Origin of the sequence: Mucilaginibacter paludis DSM 18603, assembly GCF_000166195.2 — a bacterium.
GTDB classification, from domain to species: domain Bacteria; phylum Bacteroidota; class Bacteroidia; order Sphingobacteriales; family Sphingobacteriaceae; genus Mucilaginibacter; species Mucilaginibacter paludis.
Genome location: NZ_CM001403.1, coordinates 2,889,715 through 2,915,036 on the forward strand (window position 1 = coordinate 2,889,715; position 25,322 = coordinate 2,915,036).

General features: G+C 37.9%; 23 protein-coding genes and 1 pseudogene. 6 read left to right on the top strand and 18 right to left on the bottom strand.

What is annotated here, in order from left to right; all coding sequences use genetic code 11:
• Positions 1-218 precede the first annotated feature (218 nt).
• The 6 genes and pseudogenes from MUCPA_RS38845 to MUCPA_RS12090 form a co-directional block, all read right to left on the bottom strand.
• Entirely contained in the window at positions 219-911 is a 693-nt protein-coding gene (locus MUCPA_RS38845; protein WP_316928940.1) for a carbamoyltransferase C-terminal domain-containing protein, read from the bottom strand.
• An 18-nt stretch (positions 912-929) separates the two neighbouring features.
• Positions 930-1,973, bottom strand: a pseudogene (locus MUCPA_RS38850) (carbamoyltransferase N-terminal domain-containing protein); the annotation flags it as partial.
• A gap of 172 nt (positions 1,974-2,145) precedes the next feature.
• Positions 2,146-3,150, bottom strand: a complete 1,005-nt coding sequence (locus tag MUCPA_RS12075) for a hypothetical protein (RefSeq protein WP_008506662.1) — start codon at positions 3,148-3,150, stop codon at positions 2,146-2,148.
• Complete coding sequence (locus MUCPA_RS12080; RefSeq protein WP_008506663.1) at positions 3,116-4,345, bottom strand: cytochrome P450; 1,230 nt, start codon at positions 4,343-4,345, stop codon at positions 3,116-3,118. Before MUCPA_RS12080 ends, MUCPA_RS12075 begins: the two co-directional genes overlap by 35 nt.
• Before the next feature lie 18 nt (positions 4,346-4,363).
• Entirely contained in the window at positions 4,364-5,137 is a 774-nt protein-coding gene (locus MUCPA_RS36045; RefSeq protein WP_008506664.1) for a DapH/DapD/GlmU-related protein, read from the bottom strand.
• Positions 5,138-5,180: 43 nt separating this feature from the next.
• Positions 5,181-6,128 carry an aminoglycoside 6-adenylyltransferase gene (locus MUCPA_RS12090; RefSeq protein ID WP_008506665.1) on the bottom strand — a complete coding sequence of 316 codons (948 nt, stop codon included), beginning with the start codon at positions 6,126-6,128 and terminating at the stop codon, positions 5,181-5,183.
• A gap of 625 nt (positions 6,129-6,753) precedes the next feature.
• Here MUCPA_RS12090 and MUCPA_RS12100 point away from each other — a divergent pair.
• On the top strand, positions 6,754-7,650 hold the full coding sequence (locus MUCPA_RS12100) for a flavin reductase family protein (RefSeq protein ID WP_008506666.1): 897 nt from the start codon (positions 6,754-6,756) through the stop codon (positions 7,648-7,650).
• 554 nt (positions 7,651-8,204) lie between these two features.
• Here MUCPA_RS12100 and MUCPA_RS12105 read toward each other — a convergent pair.
• From MUCPA_RS12105 to MUCPA_RS36710, 3 genes are read right to left on the bottom strand one after another with little or no spacing between them, the layout of a single operon-like run.
• Positions 8,205-8,726, bottom strand: a complete 522-nt coding sequence (locus MUCPA_RS12105) for a hypothetical protein (protein ID WP_008506667.1) — start codon at positions 8,724-8,726, stop codon at positions 8,205-8,207.
• Entirely contained in the window at positions 8,723-9,787 is a 1,065-nt protein-coding gene (locus tag MUCPA_RS12110; RefSeq protein ID WP_008506668.1) for an AAA family ATPase, read from the bottom strand. The genes MUCPA_RS12105 and MUCPA_RS12110 overlap by 4 nt, the downstream gene beginning before the upstream one ends.
• Before the next feature lie 29 nt (positions 9,788-9,816).
• Positions 9,817-10,131 (bottom strand): helix-turn-helix domain-containing protein, encoded by a 315-nt coding sequence (locus MUCPA_RS36710; protein WP_008506669.1) that lies wholly within the window; start codon positions 10,129-10,131, stop codon positions 9,817-9,819.
• A gap of 231 nt (positions 10,132-10,362) precedes the next feature.
• On the opposite strand from MUCPA_RS36710, the gene MUCPA_RS12120 reads away from it, so the two are divergent.
• The 4 genes from MUCPA_RS12120 to MUCPA_RS12135 all read left to right on the top strand — a co-directional run bounded on the left by MUCPA_RS12120 (position 10,363) and on the right by MUCPA_RS12135 (position 16,929).
• Positions 10,363-10,809, top strand: a complete 447-nt coding sequence (locus MUCPA_RS12120) for a hypothetical protein (protein ID WP_157543885.1) — start codon at positions 10,363-10,365, stop codon at positions 10,807-10,809.
• 231 nt (positions 10,810-11,040) lie between these two features.
• Positions 11,041-12,303, top strand: coding sequence for a TlpA family protein disulfide reductase (locus MUCPA_RS12125; protein WP_008506671.1), 1,263 nt, complete (start codon positions 11,041-11,043; stop codon positions 12,301-12,303).
• Positions 12,304-12,321: 18 nt separating this feature from the next.
• Positions 12,322-15,540 carry a SusC/RagA family TonB-linked outer membrane protein gene (locus MUCPA_RS12130; protein ID WP_008506672.1) on the top strand — a complete coding sequence of 1,073 codons (3,219 nt, stop codon included), beginning with the start codon at positions 12,322-12,324 and terminating at the stop codon, positions 15,538-15,540.
• A gap of 9 nt (positions 15,541-15,549) precedes the next feature.
• Positions 15,550-16,929 (top strand): RagB/SusD family nutrient uptake outer membrane protein, encoded by a 1,380-nt coding sequence (locus tag MUCPA_RS12135; RefSeq protein WP_008506673.1) that lies wholly within the window; start codon positions 15,550-15,552, stop codon positions 16,927-16,929.
• A gap of 71 nt (positions 16,930-17,000) precedes the next feature.
• Here the strand turns inward: MUCPA_RS12135 and MUCPA_RS12140 are convergent, their stop codons facing one another.
• The 5 genes from MUCPA_RS12140 to MUCPA_RS12155 form a co-directional block, all read right to left on the bottom strand.
• Positions 17,001-17,339 (bottom strand): hypothetical protein, encoded by a 339-nt coding sequence (locus tag MUCPA_RS12140; protein WP_008506674.1) that lies wholly within the window; start codon positions 17,337-17,339, stop codon positions 17,001-17,003.
• A gap of 112 nt (positions 17,340-17,451) precedes the next feature.
• On the bottom strand, positions 17,452-17,718 hold the full coding sequence (locus MUCPA_RS12145; RefSeq protein WP_008506676.1) for a hypothetical protein: 267 nt from the start codon (positions 17,716-17,718) through the stop codon (positions 17,452-17,454).
• A 380-nt stretch (positions 17,719-18,098) separates the two neighbouring features.
• A complete protein-coding gene (locus tag MUCPA_RS12150) occupies positions 18,099-18,239 on the bottom strand; it encodes a hypothetical protein (RefSeq protein ID WP_008506677.1) in 141 nt (46 codons plus the stop codon).
• Between the two features lie 216 nt (positions 18,240-18,455).
• On the bottom strand, positions 18,456-18,578 hold the full coding sequence (locus tag MUCPA_RS39525; RefSeq protein WP_083839330.1) for an AraC family transcriptional regulator: 123 nt from the start codon (positions 18,576-18,578) through the stop codon (positions 18,456-18,458).
• Positions 18,548-19,546, bottom strand: a complete 999-nt coding sequence (locus MUCPA_RS12155; protein ID WP_008506678.1) for a hypothetical protein — start codon at positions 19,544-19,546, stop codon at positions 18,548-18,550. The genes MUCPA_RS39525 and MUCPA_RS12155 overlap by 31 nt, the downstream gene beginning before the upstream one ends.
• A 750-nt stretch (positions 19,547-20,296) precedes the next feature.
• Between MUCPA_RS12155 and MUCPA_RS12160 the strand changes: the two genes are divergently transcribed.
• On the top strand, positions 20,297-20,602 hold the full coding sequence (locus MUCPA_RS12160; protein ID WP_008506679.1) for an HU family DNA-binding protein: 306 nt from the start codon (positions 20,297-20,299) through the stop codon (positions 20,600-20,602).
• A gap of 14 nt (positions 20,603-20,616) precedes the next feature.
• Here MUCPA_RS12160 and MUCPA_RS12165 read toward each other — a convergent pair whose 3' ends face one another.
• From MUCPA_RS12165 to MUCPA_RS12175, 4 genes are all read right to left on the bottom strand, one after another.
• Positions 20,617-21,903 carry a tyrosine-type recombinase/integrase gene (locus tag MUCPA_RS12165; RefSeq protein WP_008506680.1) on the bottom strand — a complete coding sequence of 429 codons (1,287 nt, stop codon included), beginning with the start codon at positions 21,901-21,903 and terminating at the stop codon, positions 20,617-20,619.
• A gap of 267 nt (positions 21,904-22,170) precedes the next feature.
• The gene (locus tag MUCPA_RS12170) at positions 22,171-23,727 is read right to left on the bottom strand and encodes a recombinase family protein (protein WP_008506681.1); all 1,557 of its coding nucleotides are present in this window, start codon (positions 23,725-23,727) and stop codon (positions 22,171-22,173) included.
• Positions 23,724-23,885, bottom strand: coding sequence for a hypothetical protein (locus tag MUCPA_RS38230; RefSeq protein WP_008506682.1), 162 nt, complete (start codon positions 23,883-23,885; stop codon positions 23,724-23,726). The genes MUCPA_RS12170 and MUCPA_RS38230 overlap by 4 nt, the downstream gene beginning before the upstream one ends.
• A gap of 274 nt (positions 23,886-24,159) precedes the next feature.
• Positions 24,160-25,311: a plasmid transfer protein gene (locus tag MUCPA_RS12175; protein WP_008506684.1), complete on the bottom strand. Its 1,152-nt coding sequence runs from the start codon at positions 25,309-25,311 to the stop codon at positions 24,160-24,162.
• Positions 25,312-25,322 lie beyond the last annotated feature (11 nt).

Sequence of the window (25,322 nt, forward strand, 5' to 3'; positions counted from 1 at the left end):
ATGATTTCTTTTCTAATTTTGGCAGTCGTAAATTGATGGACAGCTTTCTCAGCAGAACCTACTTACAGGTTGTTTATGGGTTCAGGGATAACTATCTTGGCCCCAATTGGGCACATTTGATCATTTGTTGAATGCGGAAAGTGTAGAAAAAATCCTTATTGTAGATCATCAGAATCCGACCAAATTTTAACTCCCTTTTTGAGGAACGACTAATTAAATCATTGACTCACAGTATTTTTTACATAACCACCATTCATTTTTGATACATTTTTCGAATACGGGGAATTTTTCTTAAAATAAATACGGCCGTCATTCCAAATGTAATTGGCCTTACCCCATTTCATTACACTGTTTATATCCGGAAAGAATCCCTTACCGTTAAAATTTGCGCTTGTATTACATAACAATGGAATTCCACTTAATTTTTTGTAATGGGTGAGCAATTCATAGATTGTGGGATTCTGATTGCTATTTACGGTTTGAAGCCTCGCTGTTCCATCCAAGTGACAAATTGCTGGAACTTTGTCTTTCCAATCTATTCTTACCATATGCTCATATAACATGTAAGGATCTGGCACACCAGGATTAAATACTTCCATTGCATATTCCTCCAGACATATCGGGGCTACTGGACGATAATCTTCACGCCCTTTCATCTCATTCAGCAATTTCTTCATATCAGGGCTAACAGCGGGAGAAAGAAGACTCCTATTTCCGAGAGATCGCGGCCCCATTTCTGCTGATCCATTAATAAAGGCTACCGGTTCATTGTATTCAAATAATATCTTAGCTAATTCTTCCAGTGTACAGTCGTTGAATAGATATTCTGATTCTGTGTGGTTAATATCCATAACAGGAGGGCCACTATAAACACTCCATTCCAAGGACCTTATATTATCACTAACAATCATTTCACAGCATGCCGTTCCAATAGCACTCCCTGCGTCATTTGGAAAAGGGGGAACCCACATCGAGTTAAAAATCCCCCTGTTCCTTATGCCACTGTTCCATTTAATATTCAGCGAACTACCGCCTGAAAAACATAGATTTTTCACCAGGGTAGGTTTCTCTTTTACCTTTCGTGTCAGGTTTTCAATCAATAATTCTTGCAAAAAGACCTGAAATGTAGCCAGCATATTTGCATGTAAGAGCTTTTCGGAATCGCAAAATTCTTTAGATCGCCTGGTAAACTCATTGGTGATTTTCATTACCTGATCGATACTCATAGTAAACGAGTCCACACCCTCAATCAATTCCTTATAAATTTCTCTAAATTTACCCATAATCATTGCGTCAAGTTTTCCTAATGCAACATAGGCCATGACTTTGCCAGCCACTGATAGATGATCATTTAGTTTATTAAATGGCTCAAATTCGTGCGAAAAAGTTATATACATATATCCCATAAAGGGAAAAAGCCAACCCAAATTCTCTACCTTATTTTCCTCATATCTGTAATAAAATAATTGCGGAGGCATCCCGCCGTCCCATACTAAGATATATGAATCTTCTCCACTTTTTGCAAATGGGCTAGTACAATAAGCGGCAAAAACGTGACTAGAAACATGTTTATAGCTTTTATAAGCTAAACCGAGCTCGGAAACTTCAAAAGTTTCCTGCTTTAAGATATTTTCTGTTTCTTTTACAAGATGTCCGTAAGCAGCTAGCTTATTAATCGTAAGCGACTTCTCTTTATTTATTTTTATTTCAAAAGACAGCTGTTCGTGCTGATCGAAAGGTAAATGGGCATTTATGGTATAAAAATCCCAACCGTCAATAACCAACCTGTCAATATCTTTGAAACTATAACCGTGAGATAACAAAATGTCTTCTAACTTTTATAAGGTAATCTCAAAGTCAGAGTGTCTTGGCTTATTCTCAATTTTTTCCATTTCATAAGAAAAAATCAATTTTCCATTATCAATAAGAGCCACCGCTCCGTCATGTGTTAATTTAATTCCGCAAATGATCATCCTTTTTAAATAATGTTTTGTCCTTAAAATTTTACAACCTAACTTATAATCGTGTTATAAGCTTGAACTAATCGCAGTCTAAATAGCCTTACTTCTCATATAATGGCTATTGTTATATTTTGTCGTGTAGAAAAAATGGCAAACTTCTCTCGGGTTTAACAAAGCGAAACATCTAAATCATACTCAAATGACTCTCAAAAGATAATTTCAGATGATTCTTAATATTTAATAATGACATTGATGCAACGATATCAGACGTAACGTCCTTGATGTTTTCATCATTAAACACATATTCTGACTTTAACGTGTTTTCTGTGTAGGTTAAAATTTTAGATACGATATCCTCTCCGACTGTATCGTAGTGTGCAATACATTCATACTTTTCAGAAAATAATCGAATTTGTGTTTTTAAATATTTTAACTCGGAGTGAATTTTATTAGAATCTAATAATATATCATCACATAAATTATTCACATTAAGTTTAACACATTTGTATATAAGATATTCTATACCTGTTTTAGTAATATCGTCTGCTATATGGCTAAAATGAAAATGGTAATTAAACAACTTCTGCGCACGATCATCACCAAAGGCGATCCATAAGTCTTGTAAATCACCAATTACATTCTCCAAATCATCAATAAAATCTACCAGAACGGATACATTACAATCTAGACGGAAGTCTTTAAATCTGATAAATGGCTTAATTGGTAGTGTATCGAATATGTTTCCTTTATTTGTTATTTGTCCAACACTAGCATATTTATGAAATAAAAGCCTTTCTGATTGAATAGAATTTGAAAACTTTCTTTCATTGATCAAGTATTTTTCTATGGCCCTCTCACCAGCATGTCCATATGGCGAATGTCCAATGTCATGCATAATTATTCCCATCGCAACATCTTTCCAAAAATATTCATCATAAATTTTCTTATTGTACTCCGACTTTGACAATACATCCAGAATATTAACCATATTTTTAACATGTTGATATCTATTCCTGGTATTCTCAAAAGAATTTATTGGAAGTAATTGTGGAATTTCACATAGACGCTGAACAAGCGCACCTAAATATATTTCCCGGATTGGAAAATCACCAAATATTGCTGATTGTTCAAACATATTTTTGATGGATGGGGAGTTAGTTAATTGATATATATTGTTGTTCGATTCCATGAAATGTTGAATTCTTGCTCCAAACAGGATTATTTAAATCATAAAGCGGTCTAATTTCCTTGACCCCATTAAAAAATTGCGAGAATATTTCTTTTATCTCCTCCGTTACTAGTCCTGCCGCAAGACATGCATGAATTCCTCCGCCAAATGATATATGTCGTCTGTTTCTTTTTTCAAGATTGAATATCTCTGGATTTTTGAAAACCGTTTCATCTCTATTCGCTGAGCCCAACATTAAGTAGACAGAATCTCCTTTTTTAATCTTTTTTCCATGAATAAAGATGTCTTCCTTTGCGTGGCGCGTAATGAATTGAATAGGTGCTTCGAATCTCATTACTTCTTCAATGAGGAGTGGAATATATTCTTCCTTGTTATTTATAAGTAAATTATAGGCATCTGGATTGGTTAAGATACAATGAAGGCTATTGCCTAGTAGATACTGAGGCACCTTATGGCCTCCAAAAATTAAATGGATTAATTGATACACCACTTCGTCTTCTGTGATGCCACTTGTTGGATTATTAAGCCCTTCAACTAATCCACTTAGTAAATCCAATTTTGGTGATAATTTTCGACGCTCAATCGCCTCAAGAAAGGCTAATTTCATTTCGAGCAGACTATTTGCGGCGCCTTGAGCAATTTGTATGTTAGGCGTTGGTGAAACGACAAAATCTTGCATAAATGTGGCTATTGAATCTGACCATGCAAAAAATTTATCGAGTTCAATTTCCTCTAATCCTAATAATATTCTTAAAATCTCTGCAGAAATTGGGTTTGCAACAGAATTAACAAAATCAAATCCATTCATTAAATCGCACTCTGCCATTCTTTTCCTGACAAGGTCCTTAATGAGTGGCCTAACTTTTTGTATATTTTCGTGTACAAAAACATGGTTCATGAATTTTCTGAACTTTGTGTGCGCAGGGGCTTCATTGTATATCATCCAACTTTTTAAGACATTAGTTATATCTATGATAAGCGGATCTGGATCTTGTATATTGATTAACTTATCATTGACGAGGTGATTAGTTGTAACTAAATCAGACTTTAATAGCTTCATAATATCATCGTATCTGGTTATTAGCCAGGAATTCATGTTACTATACCAATATACTGGTTCTTCTGCTCTTAGCTCTTTATATATCTCATACCTTATAGTATTGAAATCAGGTGATGATAAATCGAAGTTCTTCATTGCGCGGTAAGGTTTGGTTTATTTATTTTTCCTAAAATCAATGATTGATCTTGGTTTTATAATTTGGTTAAAGGATACGACACTTTTATTTTTTATAATTGAGTTTTTACCAACAATACAGAACTTACCTATTATTACATTGTCTTCAATTATGACATTGTCATCAATAGTTGTTTCCGAAGAGATAATAACATTTTTCCCAATTTTACAATTGCTTCCAATTTTAACTCCAAAACCAATCATCGTGCTTTCTTGTATTTCTACTCCGCAAGAGATAAAGCAAGAGGCTCCAATTCTTACGTTATCACCAATTTTAACGTAATCAACAAGAAGTTTTCGCCCTTGAATTATGTGTCCACTTATAATAGTGCCGTAGCCAATAAAAATTTTCTTACCTAAGACCAACAAATAAGGGTCTAAAAACTTTACATCAGGAGCAATAATAACAAGTAAGGGGTTTTTGATACCGCATAATTTGTAATAAAATATCCTTAAAAAATCAATTCTATTTGTCAAATTATTCAGGAATGAAGAACTGCAAACAAATTCATGAATGAAGTTTTTGTTTAACCAATAAAAGAACTTCTTTGTACCCGGTTCGATTGCTTCGTTTTTGATCGTTGGATGTATTTTTAATAAAATTCCAGTAAGAATGATTATCGAAAATGGAGTCGAAATAAGCAGTAATGGAAAAAGTATTATTTTGTGGGTTGAATTCGAAAATATAACATAGCTCAGTGGCAAAAGAGATAAAAAAATAATCAGGCTGCGAAGAATTAACTTATAAAACATGCTGTTTAAAAAGTTAAATATGTAAGATTTGTCCACTTTCTTTTTAATTGGTTATAGCTGTATTGGTTTGTTCGATTTCCATAATCCATTTACTAAAAACAGATTGTGGTTTATTTATGGTATTAAATTTATTACTGCTGTAGAGCAGATCTGAGATATAGATAAATAAGTCAGTAGTCGATTTTAATGATCTCCATGAACTCATAACATTATATTCACCGTAAATTGATTTCAGTTTTTCAACAATTACAGGGTCTGCCCATTTTTCAATGAATTTACCTTTATGCCAGGTTTCATAATTATCACCATTCACGTGTTTGGCATATATTGAAATGATATTAAGTAAGTCTAGTTTCATTTCAGGCTCAATCTCCAATTTTGCCGAAAACAATTCATTTCTGCTTATTTTATATGCCATTCTGTAAGCATTTTGCCAAAAGCGATTTAAGACTATCTCGAAATCTTTTAATTCATATGAGTATTCTGTTTTGTACCCACACTGATTTATAATCTTATTAACTTTTTGCTCTGAACTGTTCTTGTCAACAATAAAATGATAACCTCTATGTAGGTAGTATGTGAAATTTAGAATTTGGTTCTCTATCTCTTTTATCTTTTTTTTTCTCAATATTGTTAAAACGTAATTTGCTTTTTCTTTTAATATTGCATATACGTATATCGCTGACATTAATTTTGAACTTAAAAATGTAATATCAACAGCAACTTCATTTTCAAAGAAAATCCTCTTTACAAAAGTTCCCTTTGAGATTTCAAATCCGTTGTGATATGAAGCTGGTTTGTAGATTTCGTTTATCCATGTCCACGATTTCTCGTATTTAAAAGGATCGGTTGTAAAAATTATAAGATCTAAATCTGAATATTTGTCACTTTTGTGCAGTTCTCTAACTGATGAACCTATTATTAATATAGACTTAACATCTACTTCACCATCAGCCCATACTTTTATATTTTTAATAATATCTTCTTTCACTTTTTTTTTTATTTTTATACATGTTAATAGAAGAGAGAAGCAGCTAAGGCAATTCTTGCGAAATCAAGGATGTAAAAGATGTTAATCTCTTGATTATTAAGTGTTAGGGATTACTATTCAATGATAATAAGCTCACTTTAAGCTTCATTTGGTAGGTATTAAGTCTTGCATTACCAGTACGAATTTACTTACCATAAGTGATTTTAGATTGAGGTAGTAAGCTCGAGCTTGCCATTTAAAGTATCCTAATACTTTTTTTGTGAGTTGGAATTTGTGTGACATTTAGGTTAGATTTTTTGCAATTTACAACAATTCGGAATATTATTATAAATTATTAATAAAAAAATAAGTAATTTTCATCAAGCCTAATTATTCTTCACAAATTCACTTAAAGTCGTCAGTCTGCTTTTCTTTGAACAATGGTTCTTGACAATCGATTTTCAAACTTTTAAGCTAGTTTTTTTCAAAAGTTACCTGGTATACAAAAAAATCTCTAATTTTATTTTACAGTCCAAAATGATTGAAGTTTTAATCCTGATTGTCTATCATTTTGCGAATAAGATCGTATGCCTTTATTCTTATATATACTTTTTCTCCTGCCAAACTCACGTTAATCCCCAATTTTATGAGGTTAAAAACTTTTGATGCGTCATCAATAACTCCAACCGAAATGCAAGTTTTTTTGCACCATGCCATTGCACCCCGTCCGATATGTTTTGCGTCCACTGTTAATAAAAACGGAGATGTTAACTTAAGTCCGTTTAGTTTTTTTAATGTATTTAGTGTCGATCCACCAATATGCGTTTTTTCGCCATCAAACAAGGGGCGTGATAACAACACTAAGCACACACTTGAAAACGTCTTGGATGTACCTGAATGTGTGATTAATATCGTGAATTATGATATGGTCCAGCAGACATATCTAACCAGTAAAGACTATCCGAGGGGAGTGAATGAGTTTTCAAAAGCAGGCTTTACTGAATTGGCATCAGAAACGGTAAAGCCGCCCAGAGTTGCTGAATCGACTGTTCAATTGGAGTGTGTAGTTAATGATGTAATAGCGTTAGGGAAAAACGGAGGAGCAGGAAATTTAGTCATTGCAGAATTGAAAAGAGTTCATGTAAATGAAGATATTTTAGACGCAAATGGAAAAATCGACCCTTATAAAATAGATTTAGTGGCTCGTTTGGGGGGTGATTGGTACTGTAGAGTGACCCGCGATAATTTATTTAAAATTGCCAAACCGATAGATAACACTGGTTTAGGAATCGGCGTAGATGCTTTTCCTGAAGCGATTAAAAATTCTAAGGTATTAACCGGGAATAATTTGGGGTTATTGGGACTTATTAAAACGCTACCAACTGTTGAGGAGATAGAAGTTTTTAGAAAAAGCGATGAAATTAAGGAAATGCTTAATGGAAGCCTTGACAGCCAAGATCGCACCACATCCCTGCATTTGAAAGCCAAGCTTTTATTAGAAGACGGCCGCGTAATCGATGCCTGGAAAGTGTTGTTGATGTAGGTTGTACGGCTGTGTTCAGAATCAATTGCGCAAATACATATTACTTTAAGAGAAAATACAATCAATGCGAGCGCTTCTAAATAAACATACCCGCAATAGAAAATTTCATGAATAACGACTTTATTCTTCAAACTTTTTCGCCCCGAAGTTTATAGCTATTGCTGGTTGCATCGCTCTCATTAAGTCACTCTTTAGCACACTGGAGAATGTCGCAACCATGTTGGTTACACTAGACAAGCAAATCTCTGATGAAACCACATTTAACAATATAAAAGTATAGAACCATCCCCTAAAATAAAAAAACTACCGACATCACAAACCCGAATAGGCTGTTTTAACAATATCTTCCATGACGCGCAAATCGCATTTCAAATTTCTGATAGCGCATATTTGTTAATGCCCGGAAAGCTGATATAAGGGATTGTAAGTATTAAAGCCGGAATTTCCTTAAAGTTAAAGATTTGCGTTTGGGTAGCATGTTTCTATATTATCATCATAAGATAACTTCAATTTGGCCAAACATCAATTGATCTCATTTAGGCACAATAATGTTATTATACAATCCAAGGAAGGATAGCTTTATTTTTGGCCAGAGAATAAGGAATAACGGTTAATGAGTGAACATTATAAATGGCTAAGATTGGTTTCAACATGATTCTTAGTTCATCCTGAATAAATTGTAAAAGCGTTTCCTGACCTGGCATGACGTTAATCAGGTGTACCAATTTAAAAATCGTTTGATCGGTGATGCCCTGAACTACGCACGCATTCGTGTTAGACCTGTCAGTTTCAAGCATACATAACGTGTGAAGCGTCTTTTTATACAGTTCGTCTATCCAATATTGAACAATATTACCGTCTGTTAAATCCCGTTGAAAAAATTTAGGATTATTAGGGTCATCAAATGCTTTTAGTTCGACGCACCAAAGTGTATTTAACGAGGTGTCCAGCCAGCATATATCCATCTCCTTAACGGAATGGCCGCTAATTGCTTTATATGCGGCACAATTTCCAAAAAAGAAATAATTATTATCTGGAAAATGCACTTGAACACCATTTTCTGAATGCGGCATCATATACCTAAAGAATTTATAATTTCTTCGTTAAACATTGCTAAGGCCTCATCAATGATCTGATTTTCAGGTAAACCATCTTTCATGTTGCCTAATGTGTAACCGATAGGCTGACCCTGAACTTTATTTAAAGAAAAACAATTGATGTCGGTATTGTCCCTTTTGGCAATAATAGCTAATTGTTTAATGAGGAAATAATTATGTGTGGTAATAAAAACCTGTACGCCCGCCTTACTCATTAATACGATCATTTCGGCTAAATTACGTACAGCTTTAGGGTGCAAAGCTGTTTCAGGCTCATCCATAAAGAGCACTGTGTTTTTTCTCAGTTTTCTGTTTTTAATCAGGGTAGTAAGGATGCCGATTTTTTTGATACCTTCAGCTGTCAAGGGCATACTAAATTCAGTTTTTCCCTTTTTAAATATAAAAGGATTGTCTTTTGGCCCTTGCGTGATAACCCCTTCAAATAAGGCTTCAAGGTCACTGTTTACACTTCTTAGTTCGGAATTAACATTACCCTGCTGTGTTGGAACACGAAGATCAAGAATAAGGTCGTAATAGGTATCATCAAACCCGATCATATTATATTGTTCCCTCGTCAGCGCTATTGCATCGAAAGCGGTTAGTACTTCCTTTGCCGGGATAAAAAGTGCGTTGTATTGATCGGCAAAACTTTCGATATGATTATTTTCGGTACAATCTACAATACTATTAGTCGTGGTGTCGCCAAATGAAAACTGTATTTGTTGTTTACTTCTACCTTCATAAGTGATATTAACACTCAATTTTTCGCCTGAACCTTTTGTCACTAATTCACCCAATCCATTTTTACGTGGTTGAAAAGTATTAATTAGCTTATCTGAAAGTAACCGTTTATAAGGCGAGGGATTATGCGCGTTTTTTTGCGTGAAGTCTTCCAGTGACTTAGAGATACCATAAAATAACTTTAATATGGCAGTCTTACCGCTATCATTAGCACCGATGATAACATTCACATTGGTCAACCTTTTCGCCTCAAAGTTTTTAAACCCGAAAAAGTTCTTTATGGTGATGGTTTTGATCATTTTGTTTCTTAATCTTTTTAATAGTTGAACTACTCTTTATTCTTATTTTTCAAGTTTTTTAAGCGTTCAGACTTTTGCTTCGCATCATATTCCGTTTGGGCAAGTTCTGCTGCTGACGGCCCTGAAGGCCAATCAGTGGTGGAAATGTGCAGTTCTTGTAGATTAGTTTTGGTTAGCTGAGCTATCTTGTACAAATTCTCAGGTTTGGGCTGAATTTCATTATTGCACCATCTCGAAACGGTTTCTGGTTTTACACCCATTAATTCGGCTAAGACCTTGTTATCTATTCCTTTATCTGCAAGAACAGCCCCAATTCTGTAAATCTTATTTTTGTTTCCGCTCATCCACTATTTATTCCATCAAATATAATTAAAATTAAATCCTTGAAAATCAGATAGTTATATTTCTTATTAGATCAATTAAATGATTTATAAAATCAAATAATTGATTTATAAGATCAATTATTTATATTTGCTATAGGCGTGAAGTATTTATTAATGTGATCCAATCAGTCAAATAAATGACGCGTTGATATAAATAAGTTGGCATTCACCAAGTGTAAAATGCAAATGCAAATGCAAACCACATTCTTTAATAGAACCCGTGCCTTTCTTAGAGAGGTAAAGAGAGGTTTTGCGCACACGGTTTTGTTGCCTTTCAAAAAGTGCTTAGCTAATCTTGCTAAATCAAAATGTAAAATCCACTTAATTGTACAGGAGTCTGATGGGATTGATTTTAACCAAACCGTATATACTGTCAATGTCCAAATCCATAACCTCAAATCAATCGGCCTCGCTGCCAAAGAACAAGCCATAGAAGACATATTCGAGCACGTTCATAATACTGCCATTAACGATGAGCTGCATAAGTGGTTTGTATTTGGCTTGATCGGCAACGGGAGGCATATCAGCGACCTTACACCTGAACAACTCAACAAATTAGCCTGTGAACTGCCTGGTTTAATCTTGGCAATATACAATTACCGGCTGGCTCAACGAAAGGAGGCTGGCAATGGTGTATGATCTTACAATCCTATGGCATCCGTTAATGTTTGTTTGCATTGGTAAAACCATACCGTCCGGTATCAGCCCGCAGCAAATGCTCTTTCCCCTGAAGCCCAAAGCCCCGATATAATCCGGTCCCCTTTTTTAAGAGCATCATTTGCTCATTTCTGATTATCTCACCACCCGTGTACCGGTTGTAAAAAGCAATTTGAGCATACCGGTGCCGGGTTTTTAACCCCTCAAACCACTATGCAAAAAACGCTACTCATCATAGTACTGGCTGCGCTTTGCCTAAATTTTAACGCTAATTCACAGCGTCGAGACAATATTATAAAGCCTCTTTCCATTGGCGATACTATTTCAGAAAATATCTGGAAAGCACCCCTAAATATCATCAATGAACTCACAGGTAAGAAAACCATCACTCTAAATGATTACCACAATAAAAAATTAATCATCCTTGATTTTTGGGCAACTCACTGTGTCCCATGTATTAAATCATTGTATAGGTTAGATACCCTGCAAGATTTATTCAATCAAGATGTATTGATACTACCCGTTACCTACGAGAGTAGCACGAAAGTTAAACCATTTATTCTCAAACGAGGCTGGAAACTTCCATCAGTGGTAAATGACAGTATTTTAAAAGCATATTTCCCCCATATAGTCGTGCCTCACCAGGTATGGATTAGAGACGGTAAAGTTATATCCATTACTTCCGGCGAAGAAGCTACTGCCAATCATATCCAAGGAGCTATAGACAATACTGATATTGCTTTACACTACAAGAGGGATATTGCATTCAATCCCACTGAACCTATAACCAAATACTTGCAAGAAACTAAGTCCTCGTTAAATACCAATAGTATCCTGACGGGCTATGTAGACGGTTTAGGCGGAACAGGGGTAACAACAAATGATAGTATGAGGATTTGCTACTTCCTTAATCGGACATTACTCTCAATTTATAAAGAAGCCAATCAGATTAATTACAATCGAATACAATTAGACATGGTTAAAGCAGATGATGTTGTGAATAGAAATTACGACAAGCGTTTGTTGTATTGTTACCAGCTGTTTATGTCGTCAAATAAAACAGAAGAGGATTTTAGAGAAAAGATCACAAATGACCTTGACGATTATTTTAAGTTGCTTTCTCGTTTTGACAAGCACATTGTTGACTGTTATGTAATCCGTCAAGCAAATACCTCTACTAATCCCAATTTGCTTAAAGCAAGCGACCTCTCATCTGATAATAATGGCTTGCCATTTTCGCAAATAATAGATGTATTAAACTACACTTCGAAGTGGTCACCGTTACAACCAATATTCATAGCTGAAGTTGCGCAAAATATCGTCTTTAATAACACCAATCTCAACGAAATCAAAGCAATGCAAAACGATATTGAATCGCTAAGTACGTGGTTAAAACGGCACAACCTGACCATTAAAAAAGAGGCAAGGGAACTAACAATGTTGGTTATTTCAAAGAACACGTTCAGGCAACAATAAAATCCATCGGTATACATTATGGCACATTTTTACAAATTTCTTTTTTTCTGCTGCTTTTCGTTAGCGGTTTTCGTTGCAAATGCGGCGTACGGACAAGTTCAATTAATTCAGGGCGAGGTGGTCGAAAATCAAAACAACTGGCCGGTTATCGGTGCTACTATCAAAGTCTTAAATAGCACTATAGCAACAATTTCAGATGAAAAAGGACATTTCTCTATAAAAGCAAATTATGGTGATACACTTCTAATAACTGCTATAGGATATACGCCGACTAAAAGTCTTGTTCAACCAAACTTAGGATTCATTACTGTTAAACTCTTGCCTAATATTAAACAATTGGAAGAAGTTCAGATTGTTAATACGGGCTATCAAAAATTACCCAAAGAACGAGCTACCGGCTCCTTTGACTTTATAGATAACAGATTGTTTAACAGAAGCACATCAACTGATGTACTGACCCGTCTTGAAAATATTACGCCCGGCTTGCTGTTCAATCATGGCGATGCCGCACAAACAGATGCTTTCCTGATCAGGGGGCGCAGCACGATTACAGGTGATGCGAAACCACTCATTGTAATCGATAATTTCCCTTATGACGGTGACATTAACAACATAAATCCTAATGATATTGAAAACGTATCTATTTTAAAGGATGCGGCCGCAGCATCTATTTGGGGTGCAAGGGCTGGTAACGGTGTAATAGTCATAACCACGAAAAAGGGCAAGACGGATCGGCCAAAAGTTGAAGTAAATAGTAACATTACTATTCAGGGTAAACCGGACTTATATAACGTAAGCAGTATATCATCGGCAGATCTGGTCGATCTTAGCAAGACACTTTATAATAAAGGGTTGTTTAACAGTGCTACAACCGGAACATTAGCAGGCAATACAACAGCAATCCCTTATGCAGCTGAATTGTTGATAGCCAATCCAACTGATCTAAATGCGCAATTAAATCAGCTAAAAACGCAGGATGTGCGCAAAGACCTGTTGAAATATTTCTACCGAAATTCAGTTAACCAGCAGCATAATTTGAATATCAGCGGCTCACAAGCCAAAGTCAATTATTATATGTCAGCGGGGTATGACCGTAACCTGTCTAATCTTGTTGGAGAAGATTACAATCGTATTTCATTAAGATCCTCGAATACTTACCGTGTAAATGATAAACTAAGTTTTGATGCCGGCATAACTTATTTTCAAACCAATAATTCAAATGGGAATAACGGCGGAGTGAATCCGAAAGCAGCGGGCTCCTACTATAATACTTATACACCCTATACGTCACTCGCTGATGCAAAAGGTAATGCCTTGGCTTATTATACAAGTCTGCGGAAAGGTTATATAGATACCGCAGGTGCCGGGAAGTTACTGGACTGGACTTATAAGCCAATTGATGATATTAGCCAGGAGCAGCACACGTTAAAAACAAGGGACTTGCTGGCAAATTTTGGCGGCCAATATCAGATTATAAAGGGTTTGAATGCGCAGATCAAATACCAGTTTGAAAACCAATTAAGTTCTATTACCGATCTGTATAAACAAGACTCTTACTATGCCAGAAATGAGGTCAACCGTTTCTCGCAAATAGATCCGGTGAGCGGAGCGGTCGTTCGCCCTGTGCCCATAGGCGGAATACTACAGAACCAACAATCCGAGATCAATTCACAACAGGGAAGAATCCAATTAAATTATGAAAAATCCTTTAAAGATTTAAGTAGTTTTTCCGCACTTGCAGGGTACGAAATAAGATACCGTAAAACAACATCAGCACGTTTCGCCCCGAATTATGGCTATATCGATAACTACAGTACGGTAAATGCAAATATTGATTATTCCACTTACTTTCCTATTTACTATAATACAAGTACAGCAAGAATAAACAACGGCGGCCAGTCTATTAGTGAGCTTAAAGATAATTTCCTGTCTTATTTCGCCAATGCTTCTTATAATTATCTCGGCAGATATACTTTAACGGGCAGTATCCGGAAGGATGAAGCTAATTTGTTTGGCGTAAAAACCAACCAAAAAGGAACGCCGTTATGGTCAGTCGGGGGAGCATGGAATATCAGCCAAGAGAAGTTTTATAAGTCTGAACTTCTACCCGAACTCAAAGTCCGGCTTACCTATGGCGAAAACGGCAATATATCGAGGGCAGCATCCGCTTATAGTACAGCTACATACTATTCGAGCGGTTACACCACTTCCTTTCCTATAGCAACGATAAATAACCCACCTAACGAAAATCTAAGGTGGGAGAGGGTAAAAATGCTCAATTCCGCTGTTGATTTTGGCACCAAAAACAACCGGATCACCGGTAGCATCGAATATTACAGCAAACAGGCGGTTGATCTGCTGGCACAAACACCGTTAGACCCGACACTTGGATTTTCATCAGTGTACGCCAACGTTGCCAACATGAAAGGACATGGCGTGGATGTTCAATTAAACAGCATAAACATTAAAGGCAGAAGGTTTAACTGGACAAGTTCTTTGATCTACAGCTATACCAGAAACTGGGTTTCTGCTTACCTGATGCCGATAAGTACCGTTGGAAATATTTATTTGTCACCTAATGCTGTTACGCCAATCATCGGTAAACCTTTATACACGATATATAGTTACAAGTGGAATGGATTAAACCATGATAATGGAAGCCCGCAAGGATACTACAATGGTAAAATAAGTACCGACTACAGTTCGATTTATAATAATACTGCTTTGGATAGCATGGTTTACAACGGCCCCGTTCAACCCACGCACTACGGCGCGTTCATGAATACTTTTACTTATGGAAGCTTCTCATTATCCCTCAATATCAGTTATAAGTTCGGTGGCTATTTCAAAGTGAACTCGCTTAATAATACAAGTCTTTTAAATGGTTGGGGAGGCAGTGGTGATTATGCGAAACGCTGGCAGCAGCCAGGAGACGAAGTAAACACGCATGTCCCGGCTATTATTTATGTTGCTGATCCCAATAGAGATAGTTTTTATAATAATTCAGAGGTGCTGGTTCAAAAATCCGATAATATCAGGTTAGAAGATATAAGTCTGTCCTATAGCATGAACAAAAATATGCTGAACAGAACCCCATTCAATGCAGTAAGATTGTATATCTACGCCTCAAACATGGGCGTGTTATGGAAAGCCAATACTGCGGGCATTGACCCTTACTACAATAATGTTCCCACACCAGCCAAAAGATTCACATTTGGCGCTAACCTGACTTTTTAATTAATCGTTATGAAAAAGATAATTTACCCGATCATATTTATTGCAACAGTACTATTATCATGCAACAAAAAGGATTTCCTGGATGCAAAACCCGATAAATCATTAGTCATTCCCCAATCGCTTGCCGATTTTCAAGCCATTATGGATAATGATCTGGAAATGAACGGAACAACAACCGAATATGGCCCTGTACCAGGAATGGGAGAAATGAGTGCTGATAATTACTTTGTGCTTGATGCTGATTATAATACCATATTTCAACCACAACAGAAGAACGTTTATGTGTGGGCCAAAAATATCTATGACGGAAGTGCGGTCAATGATTGGGACATGCCCTATAAGTCGGTTTTTAACTGCAATTTCGTTTTAGAGGGGATTAATAGTATTCCGGTAACAGAACAAAACAAAGCCAGTTATAACAGGGTGTTAGGAAGTGCCTTGTTTTTCAGGGCACACGCATTTTATCAACTGGCTCAAGTCTTCGCCCCGCCTTACCAGAAAACTAATGCGGCATCACAGTTAGGCATCCCGTTACGATTAAGTACCGACATCAGTGAAAAGATATCCCGTGCCACATTAAAAGATACTTATGATCGGGTTATTACAGACCTTTTGAAGTCAAAAGATTTGCTGCCAACAGACAATACAGCTAAAACCCGTCCATCCAGACAAGCCGCTTACGGATTGCTTGCCAGGGTGTACCAAACGATGCAGGAATACGACAAAGCATTGCTTTACGCCGATTCATGCCTGCAATTACATAGTTACTTATTAGATTACCAATCTATCAATGCCAGTGCAACATACCCGTTCAATATTGCAAACGATGAAATGATTTTTTCCTGCAAGATGACTGAAGTTTATAATGGCCCCCTGTATGCGACAAGAGCAAAAGTTGATAATGCCTTATATCAGTCTTACGATGCTAACGATATTAGAAAAACGATCTTTTTTCGTACCGCCACTGGTGGATATCGTTTCAAAGGAAGTTATCTGCTTAATTACCTTTTTGCGGGTCTTGCTACTGATGAAATATTTTTAATAAGGGCTGAAAGCTACGCCCGCGCCGGAAAAACGCTGGAGGCAATGAACGACCTTAATACGCTTTTGATCAAGCGATGGGCGAAAAATAAGTTTATGCCTTATACCGCTGCTGATGCGGGAACAGCTTTAAATCTGATTTTACAAGAGCGAAGAAAAGAGTTAATATTTCGGGGATTGCGATGGCCTGACCTGCGGAGGTTGAATTTGGAGGGAAGAAATATTTCTCTTACCCGAATTGTTAACGGAACGATATATAGTTTACCATCCGGTGATCCAAGATGGACACTACCTATTCCGCTTCAAGTCATTGGATTTAATCCCGGCATGCCTCAAAACGACCGGTAATATAATTTGTTTTGATAACAAAAAGGCATGGGATTGACCCACGCCTTTTTATTTGCTAATCGAAATCAGGATTATTCGGAATAATATCGGTTAGCCTGGGCGGTAGTTGCATCTGTTATCGTGCCGCTTTGGGATGATGTAAATCCTTTTGCGCAATATTCGTCGCCCACTGAGGGGCAACCAGATGTTGGTTCGGAACCTGTATGATCAAATACGTAATTTCCAGAAGCGTTCTTTTGGTACCAGTAATAATCTACTTGCTTGTGTTTTTTTACCGGTGTAACCTTTGCGGTTTTGATATGAGCTATTTTGCTTACTTCGGCTTTAACTACGTAGCCAAAACCTACAATTGCAAAAAATAATGCTATAAATGAAACGGCACGTAGCCATTTTTTCTGTAGAGTTGCCATAGGCGGTATTATGCATTTTAGGATAAATACGAACCATATTTTTAATATATTTACATTGCGTTTTGTCTTTTGGCAGACCTCACCGTAACTATTCGCATCCCCGATGCAGTAGTTACCTGATCCCGAATAGCCCGGCACGGCTATTCGGGTTTTTCGTGAATAAAGCAAACTTACGCTGGTGAGTTATTCTGTTAACAATTCTCTTTCGAGCGTAAGCACAGGTAAAAAGTGGCATTACCATGATGGTGTTTAAATACATCAATGCAGCCATGTACCCCCTGATGAAAAGGATGCATAGCATTGCCATAGCGCCCAGCATGGTCTTTGAGGCTATTTCCTCTGCCATGTCCTTGAATTTTGCTGCATCAAACTTTTTCATCTGTTCTACATTTTTTCTTTCACTGGCTTAACCTGACCAAAAGCCTTGATATGGCCAGCCCGGGTTTGTTTATTTGCACTTATCGCTGTGCCTGCGTTCCTTGTGCCGTTCCGGTAAATCACTTGCCAATACCGCCGGTTTCTGCACTGGTGACCGTATCAAATTAAGGGGACGATCACTTTAGCTCTATGCACTTGAACGCCCGGAAAGGGCGCGTTATGATACGGTATTCCCCATGCGTTTCTTTAATGTCTTTATTCCCTATATTGAAATAGGGAGTTGTTATTAGGGGTATCAAGATATATCCTTACAAGGCGGCATTGGCGGCGAGAACAGCAGAGCATACACAGCCAATGTGATAGTCAATAAAGCACAGCTGATTATAATCGTTTCAATAGAATGGTAAAAGCAATCTTGGCTGATTTTACCATTCTTTCTTTGACGCCTTTAAGAGTTTGGTTTACAGTTTGCGCGGCATTCTCGATCAACTGACCAGCCGTAGGTTTTAATAAGGTTTCCATAGCGTTGTTTTTATATTTAGTTAATAGAATGATCTGTATAACCAAATTTAATTACCGCGTCATTAAAACACGTTGTCCAATTCCGACAAAATCGAGGCAAAATCGAGCTTTTTGGAACTTTTTTTGTCCTTTTTGGACAAATCGGGCAAAATTGCCTTCTTTTTTTAACGCTTTACGCGTTCTTCGAATTGTTTTAATAAGCCGTGATTAATCGGCCTAATTATCTTTTTTTCTATCTCTTATCTGGCTTGGCTTATAGTCGAAATGTTTTTTAAACGCTTTGCTGAAGCTTGAAGTACTACTGTAACCTACAAACAAGGCCACATCGCGGATCGACATGCCGCTTTCCAGTAATAGGCTGTGTGACTTTTCATCCGTAAACGTTTGACATCATTTGCCGGTTTGATGTTAAATTCGTTAAAGTAATCTCGTTCGAGTGTTTTTAACGATACTGGATAACGATCAATTAGCTTTTGGATATTTGTTAAACGGTGATTGGTATAGTTCTTTTTGATAAAGTACTTTATCCGGTATACTGGCGAAGTAAGTTTTTGTGCTACCATATCATGGTATTGTTTCAGCAATCCTTTAGTAATACTCATCCTGGCGATCTCCATATCTTCAACTTTAGCTTCATCCAATGCGGCTAAAGCTTCCAAAATTTTGCTTAGTGGCGTATTTTCAATCCCTACCTGCGGCATGTGGCCAAATTGATCTGTGCCGCTTTCCATCCATTCAAGGAAATCTTGCAATCCGGCGTATTGCCCTGTTTGCCGCCAGAGCCAGGCTACCCGTGGGTTGATGTAAACAGCAAGTGTAATTCCTTTGGGTAGCTTGCCGATGTATTTTCCCGGCCTGTTAAACGTGGCATAGCCTTTAGAGCCTTCAACTATGGTCACCGGGCTACCATCCGGCAAATAGAACTGGATACCATTGCCCATCACGAAAAACAGAAACGCAACAGTTTCACTTACTTCAAAACTAAACTCTAATTCAGAATCAAGCTTAAATTCGTAAAATTCAATATAGGTAAGATAATCCCTGGTAGATTGGCGGATAACCCTTCCCGCTTTCAGTCGCGTTAATTCCGCTTCCACCGCAAAACTGATCTTGTAAATAGCGTCTTCCGGCAGTTTGCCCAGCATTTTACTATCCGTGAACAGCACTGTGGAATGATACTTTACATTTATTTTCTTTTCCATAGAGGGTAGTTCATTAATTCTATCAACAGCTTTATCGCCCGTTACAGCTGACAGGGAAGCGGTAACCGTTAATACAAGTGCAATTTGAAGTAGAGGTTGGTGCATAAGGCATAGGTGTTCAGTTAAAAAAATTGATATTTTTATTACTATTATTTATCAATAGTTAAATTAAACAGGCGTTAAAGTTAAAAACTACTTAGAGTCATTCCAAATACCTATATGGTTCAAATGCTTCAAAATATCAGATTTTTATGTTTTTGCGCATATTTGTGCGCGAAAAGGCACATTTTCTACGTATAAAGGTGTTTTTTCAAAAAAAATGTTATAGGCTAATATTTAGGGTTCAAAGAGGCCAATAGGAAAACGATGTTAATCGAATTTCATTTACATAAATGAATATGCAGGGCTGGCAGGCCACCCGGTTGCGGCAAGCGGCTGCCTGCCACCCGCGATAGAGCGGGCTGCCTGCCACCGCCCGCCTCACCTCGCACAGCAAGACGCAAATTCGCTACGCTCATAAGCAACTTGCTCTTTCCCATCGCTGGTGAAAAAAGAAAAGAAACCCAATTACACCACAATCGCAAAGATAGCCCACGCCGGGATCAACCGTCAAGGCTATACGAGCGGGCGGGAGTTGTTCGCTTTCAGCGGCCCCGCCCGGCCTTGACAGTTGACCCGGCTACGCGCTTTTGGTGGCTAAGTGGTGAAAATGGGCTGGTGTGCGTAATTAATGCACGGGCGGCATGTCCGCTTTTACAGTCTGCCCTGCGCGTCTGGTTTGGTGTTTAGATCGATCCGGCTTATCTTTGCGCCTTATGGCGGTAATTTACAGCCGATCAAAAGTGGTATAGAAAGATGACGAAAGCAGATGTAATTGCAGGTATAACCGCAAAAACAGGAAAAGGAAAAGAAGCAACCGAAACCATTATAGATGCCTTTTTTGAGGTGGTTCAATCCAGCCTTACCAATGGCGAGGACGTATTTGTTCGGGGCTTTGGTACTTTCCTGGTGAAGAAAAGAGCGGCTAAGATAGGCAGGAACATCACGAAGAACACCGCTGTACAAATACCCGAGAGTTATATTCCTGCCTTTAGGCCTGGTGATGAATTTAAGAACAAAGTTAAAGCCGCCGTAAGAAGCGGAGTGTTAATAGAATCGTAATGGATTGTTTACGATCAAGAGGCTTCCTGAACGGCCTCTTGATCTACTGTTGTTTTAATTGTTGTAAATTCCATAAGCTTTTCCGCCATGCTTTTCTTAGCATCCTTTTCAAAACCTTTCCAGTAATTTTGTGTGGTGTTCATGGTGGTATGCCCTAAAGCTTCCTGTGCAAATTCCAGCCCCATAGTACGGGTGGCCTGTGTAGTGAACGAATGACGGGCTACCATTGTACCTAACTTAAATGATAAGCCTAACTGATCGACCAGCTTTTGCATGTGCTGATTAACAAAGCGGATAAAATTTTGGTTGACCTTGTGCCGTTCTTTGGCTGACATGCCTGTTTGGAATATGGGAAATACATAGTCGTTGGGCTTCCCTTTTTCGTTAGCGTACTTTTTAATAAATGCTTTGATATGGCTGGTCAGAGGGACGACAATGGGCGTTGGGTCTTCCTTTGTGGTGTTTTTGGTCTTATGTCTTAAAAATGAAAAGTATGTATCGTGAATATCTTTAAACTTTAATTCAGCAATATCCCTGAAATTCATACCGTTGCATTGGTAACTGAAAAACCAATAGTCCCTGGCCTTTTCCATAAAGGCATCCGTAGAAACATCGGCAGTATATAGGGCATTAAGATCGGGAGTTTCTAAAGCTTTTTTTACATTTTTGCCTGTCGGGATTTTATAGGTTTTAAAGGGATAAAGTTCGGCGGAAATATCCCCCGCCGCAATCGCCTTATTAAAGATCGCCCTTAAATTCCGCATATAAATACCAACGGTAGTTTTGGAATTGTTTTTGGAAACCATCCATTGCTCATATTTATTTAAAACATCTGCTGAAAGGGCGGTAAAAGGAATATGCATAACGGGATTTTTTTTACCCTCACTTAAATAAGCTGTAATGGATTTAATGCTGCAATCATAACTCGACGCTGTTCCGATCTGCTCGTTTTTGTCCAGCACCTTTACATAGTTTGCAAAATGCTCAATTACATTATTGGCACTTGCTTTAGTACGGAACATCTTACGCTCAAACTTTTCAAAAGTGAAGCTGTCGCCTAAATCTTTAGCCAGGTCAGCGGCTTTTTGTATGACTGCATCCAATTCAATTTTGAGGTCTTTGTTTTCTCCTCTTGGTTTGGCAGCAAGGTAAGACTGTTCAAAAGCTTCTTTGCTCAGTTTGTAGTCGGTGCCATACCACCGCTCCATTTTGGCGGTAAAGTAAACATGTAATTTTAATGGAAATGTGCCATTTTTCAGTGCCCGCCTCGTGTCGAGGTAAAGAGAAACTTCAGCTTTCATAATAAATACGATTAAAATGAATAAATTTGCAGAATTAAACATTTGATTAAAAATTCAATTACTACATAAGTAACTGATGATTAACTAATTGCTTAATACAAATATAAGTATAATCATCAAATTATTTGCAGAAAATTTGCAGAAAAACAGGCAACAAATCACAAAAAAACACAAAATAACATTTGCTGTTATTTTTATAAATATCTGATAATCAATGTATAACAAAGAAAATTAAAGTATCGATAATCGCTTACAATTGACTGTTAATCAGAGGGTCGCTGGTTCGAGCCCAGCCTCAGGAGCCAGAATGGGCAAGCACGAGAAATCGGTCGCTTGCCCTTCTTTTTTGCCTTTTATTTCACTGTTAATCAAGTAGATACAAGAGTACAATTCACTCGTCAAAGCGGTTCGATGTTGCAATTCCTCGAAAGTGAATTTTTGGGGGTACATCGAACCAATTAATTCTCGTTTATTGGAACTATCTGATTTTGAATAGATTGTATTTAATCTCGTTAATTTGCTAATAGCCGGTCTAAGTAGCGGTTCAATGTTCGCAGTCTTGGAATTAGCCGCTGCTGCTTCCGATAACTTCGCTTCTAATACATTTACCTTGTATTCATTTTCTGATTTAATGGTCTTATAATCGGCACCGTCAATGTCTCCGTTTAAAAGAAGTTCCCTTGCTTTACTGGTGCGGTTATTCAGCTCATTGATTTCCTTTAGCAATTCAGAACGGGATACCAAAGTTGTCGTATTTTGGTTTTTGTACGTATCCCTGATAACTTCAGTAAACAGATCTGCATATTCCTCCTGGATAGTGAATTCCTCTATTACCTGATCGAATACTTTATTTACCTCTTCGGCCTTATACCTGCACCCACAAGCTGAAGAACAATGATAGTAGTAGTAATATCCATTGCGACCTTTGGATGCGCTCCCGCACAAAATGCGGTTGCACCTTGAGCATTTAATAAAGCCCCTTAAAGGCAACATATCCGGCGAATGAACCTTTGTTTTCTCCTCCCTCTTTTTCCCGCTTAAAACGTCCTGAACGTCGTAAAATAAAGATTCAGAAATAATGCCATCATGCAATCCCTTAACGGTGTGTGCCGCTTCGTCCTTATATTTAACGATTAGTATCTTTCCGCAATAAACAGGATTGCGCACCGCCACGTAAAAGTTGTTCCGCTTACACTTTAAACCCATCTCCGCAGCTTTTTCATATACTTGCTGCGTGGAATAAATACCCTTTGCAATCTCGTTAAATGCCCATTCCATGATTTTAGCCTGTGGCGGATCGATAGCAATATATTTCTTCCCTGTAGCATCGTGCCTGTTGATATAACCCACAGGGGCGTGAGATACCCAACGGCCTTCCTTCCTGGCACGCCTTAGACCATAAAATGTATTTAATGCCCTTCTGTCGTTTTCTATCTCCGGTGCAGTAAGATAAATAGCCAGCATCATTTTGTTTTCAGGAACTTCCATATCCAAAGGCTGTTCTATAGCCTGCGGCTCCACACCTAATATTTTAAGTGTGTTGATCATTTGATAAGCATCTGGTGCGTTTCGGCTAAACCTGTCCCACTTCGTAAATAAGATAAGATCGATTTTTCCGCGCTGCTTCCTCAGGTTGAGCAACAAGCCCTGCCACTGGGGCCTGACAAACGTTTTGGCAGAATGATCTTCAAATATGGTTTTCCTTATACTGATGTTGTTAATCTCACAATAGCGGCGCAGTACCTCTTCCTGGCTTCTTTGAGAATAACCTTTATCGGCCTGTTCATCTGTACTCACCCTTATATAAATATCTGCTACTTTCATTTGTTAAAGTTCTGATTTACAATCAATTTAGCTAAAAAATACATTAAATCCAAAATTTCCTGGGCTTTTTTTTCAGTAACTTTTACACCATTTTTTTCCAACATTTTAATGGCCTGACTGGTAGTTACTGTTCTTTTGTTTGAAGAATCGCTCTTCATCGTAATGTGATTTATTAATCCCTGTCATCGGTAGTCACTTAACGCCTGTAACAATTCCAGGCATGTGCGCCGACAGATGATACAGTCGGGAACAATAAACGGCGCATTACAGAAACCTTACGGACCCGGCCGTATCATTATTCATGTAAGCACCTTGAAATTAGAAAATCCAGATTTCAATGGTGGCCGGAATAACCGGCTAATAGTGCGGATATTTCAACCCGCTAAAAAAAGGAAGCCGCCCATGTTCAATCAAGCGGCTTCCTTAGTTCGCTTAAAACACTCCGGTAACAGTCTTAGTAACCACTTTGGAGGCCACAGATGCCTGCCTGCCAAAAGTAGATGCCGCTGAACTTATACCGGAAGTAGATACAACCCATGTTGATATACTGGGCACGGTAAACATGGCAATCGCGCCAATTAAAAAAGTGACGATCACTGTTCCGAAAGATAGTATACCATTAGATGCAAAAATGGCAAACTCCGCCATTTTATTGGCGGTACCGCTTCCATGCAAAATACCCTGATACCGGCTGATCTCCACGGTCATTGCATATTGCTGTATGTACGCTGACAACCACATGATCAGGTAGGCTATCGCGCCATAGAGATTTACAGAAATAAAACGGGCAACCCAAGTCGTAAAACTATCTCTGAATGCCGGAAGGATACTGACCGCTATCGCAAAGGGGCCGAGTAGCACAAGTAAGCTGGAATAGAAAACCTGTATAAAGAATACGAAATAGGTGGCGATCCTTAATATCCATACCGCTATTAACTCTAAAAGCTGTGTAAGGAGTAATTGAAGGCTGATTTGAAGCCTTTGCTTCAATTCCAATATTGGTCCTACAACGGTAGATATCCCTTGTTTAACCGTACTTGTGACCTGATCCCAGGCCTGACCATACCAGGTATCTGATTCCTTTTCCGCGACACTGGTCTGCGCTTGAAAATTATAAAGACTATCAGCCATTTCTTTCATCAACTCGGCCCGTTTGACCCGGAGGTTGTCGGCCTCTACCTGCGCGGTCTGCCATTTGTCCTTCGCCTGATTTTCGACCAGCTCGCATGGAAACGCAACCATTCTTACAAAAACGTTCCACCATAAAATGATCATCGACAGACCGAAAGGGCGGAGTAAAGGCATAATTTCCATTTGCTTATCGCCGACCATCATTTCATAAGATCTGATCGCGAAAAAAATAATCATGAAAATGGCAGAAAGGGCTTTGGCATCATTTACAAAATCGACACCCTGGCCCCAGATCTGATCCCTAAGCCCGGTGAGCATTTGCATCATTCCGTCTTCGTACACTTCAGCACCCTGAAACATGTCAAAGGCTTTGTTACTGCCGGTGCTATCCTGTGCAAAAGCCGTTAATCCGCAAATAATTATAATTAATAACGTTAGCGTGAATTTTTTCATTAAATATTATT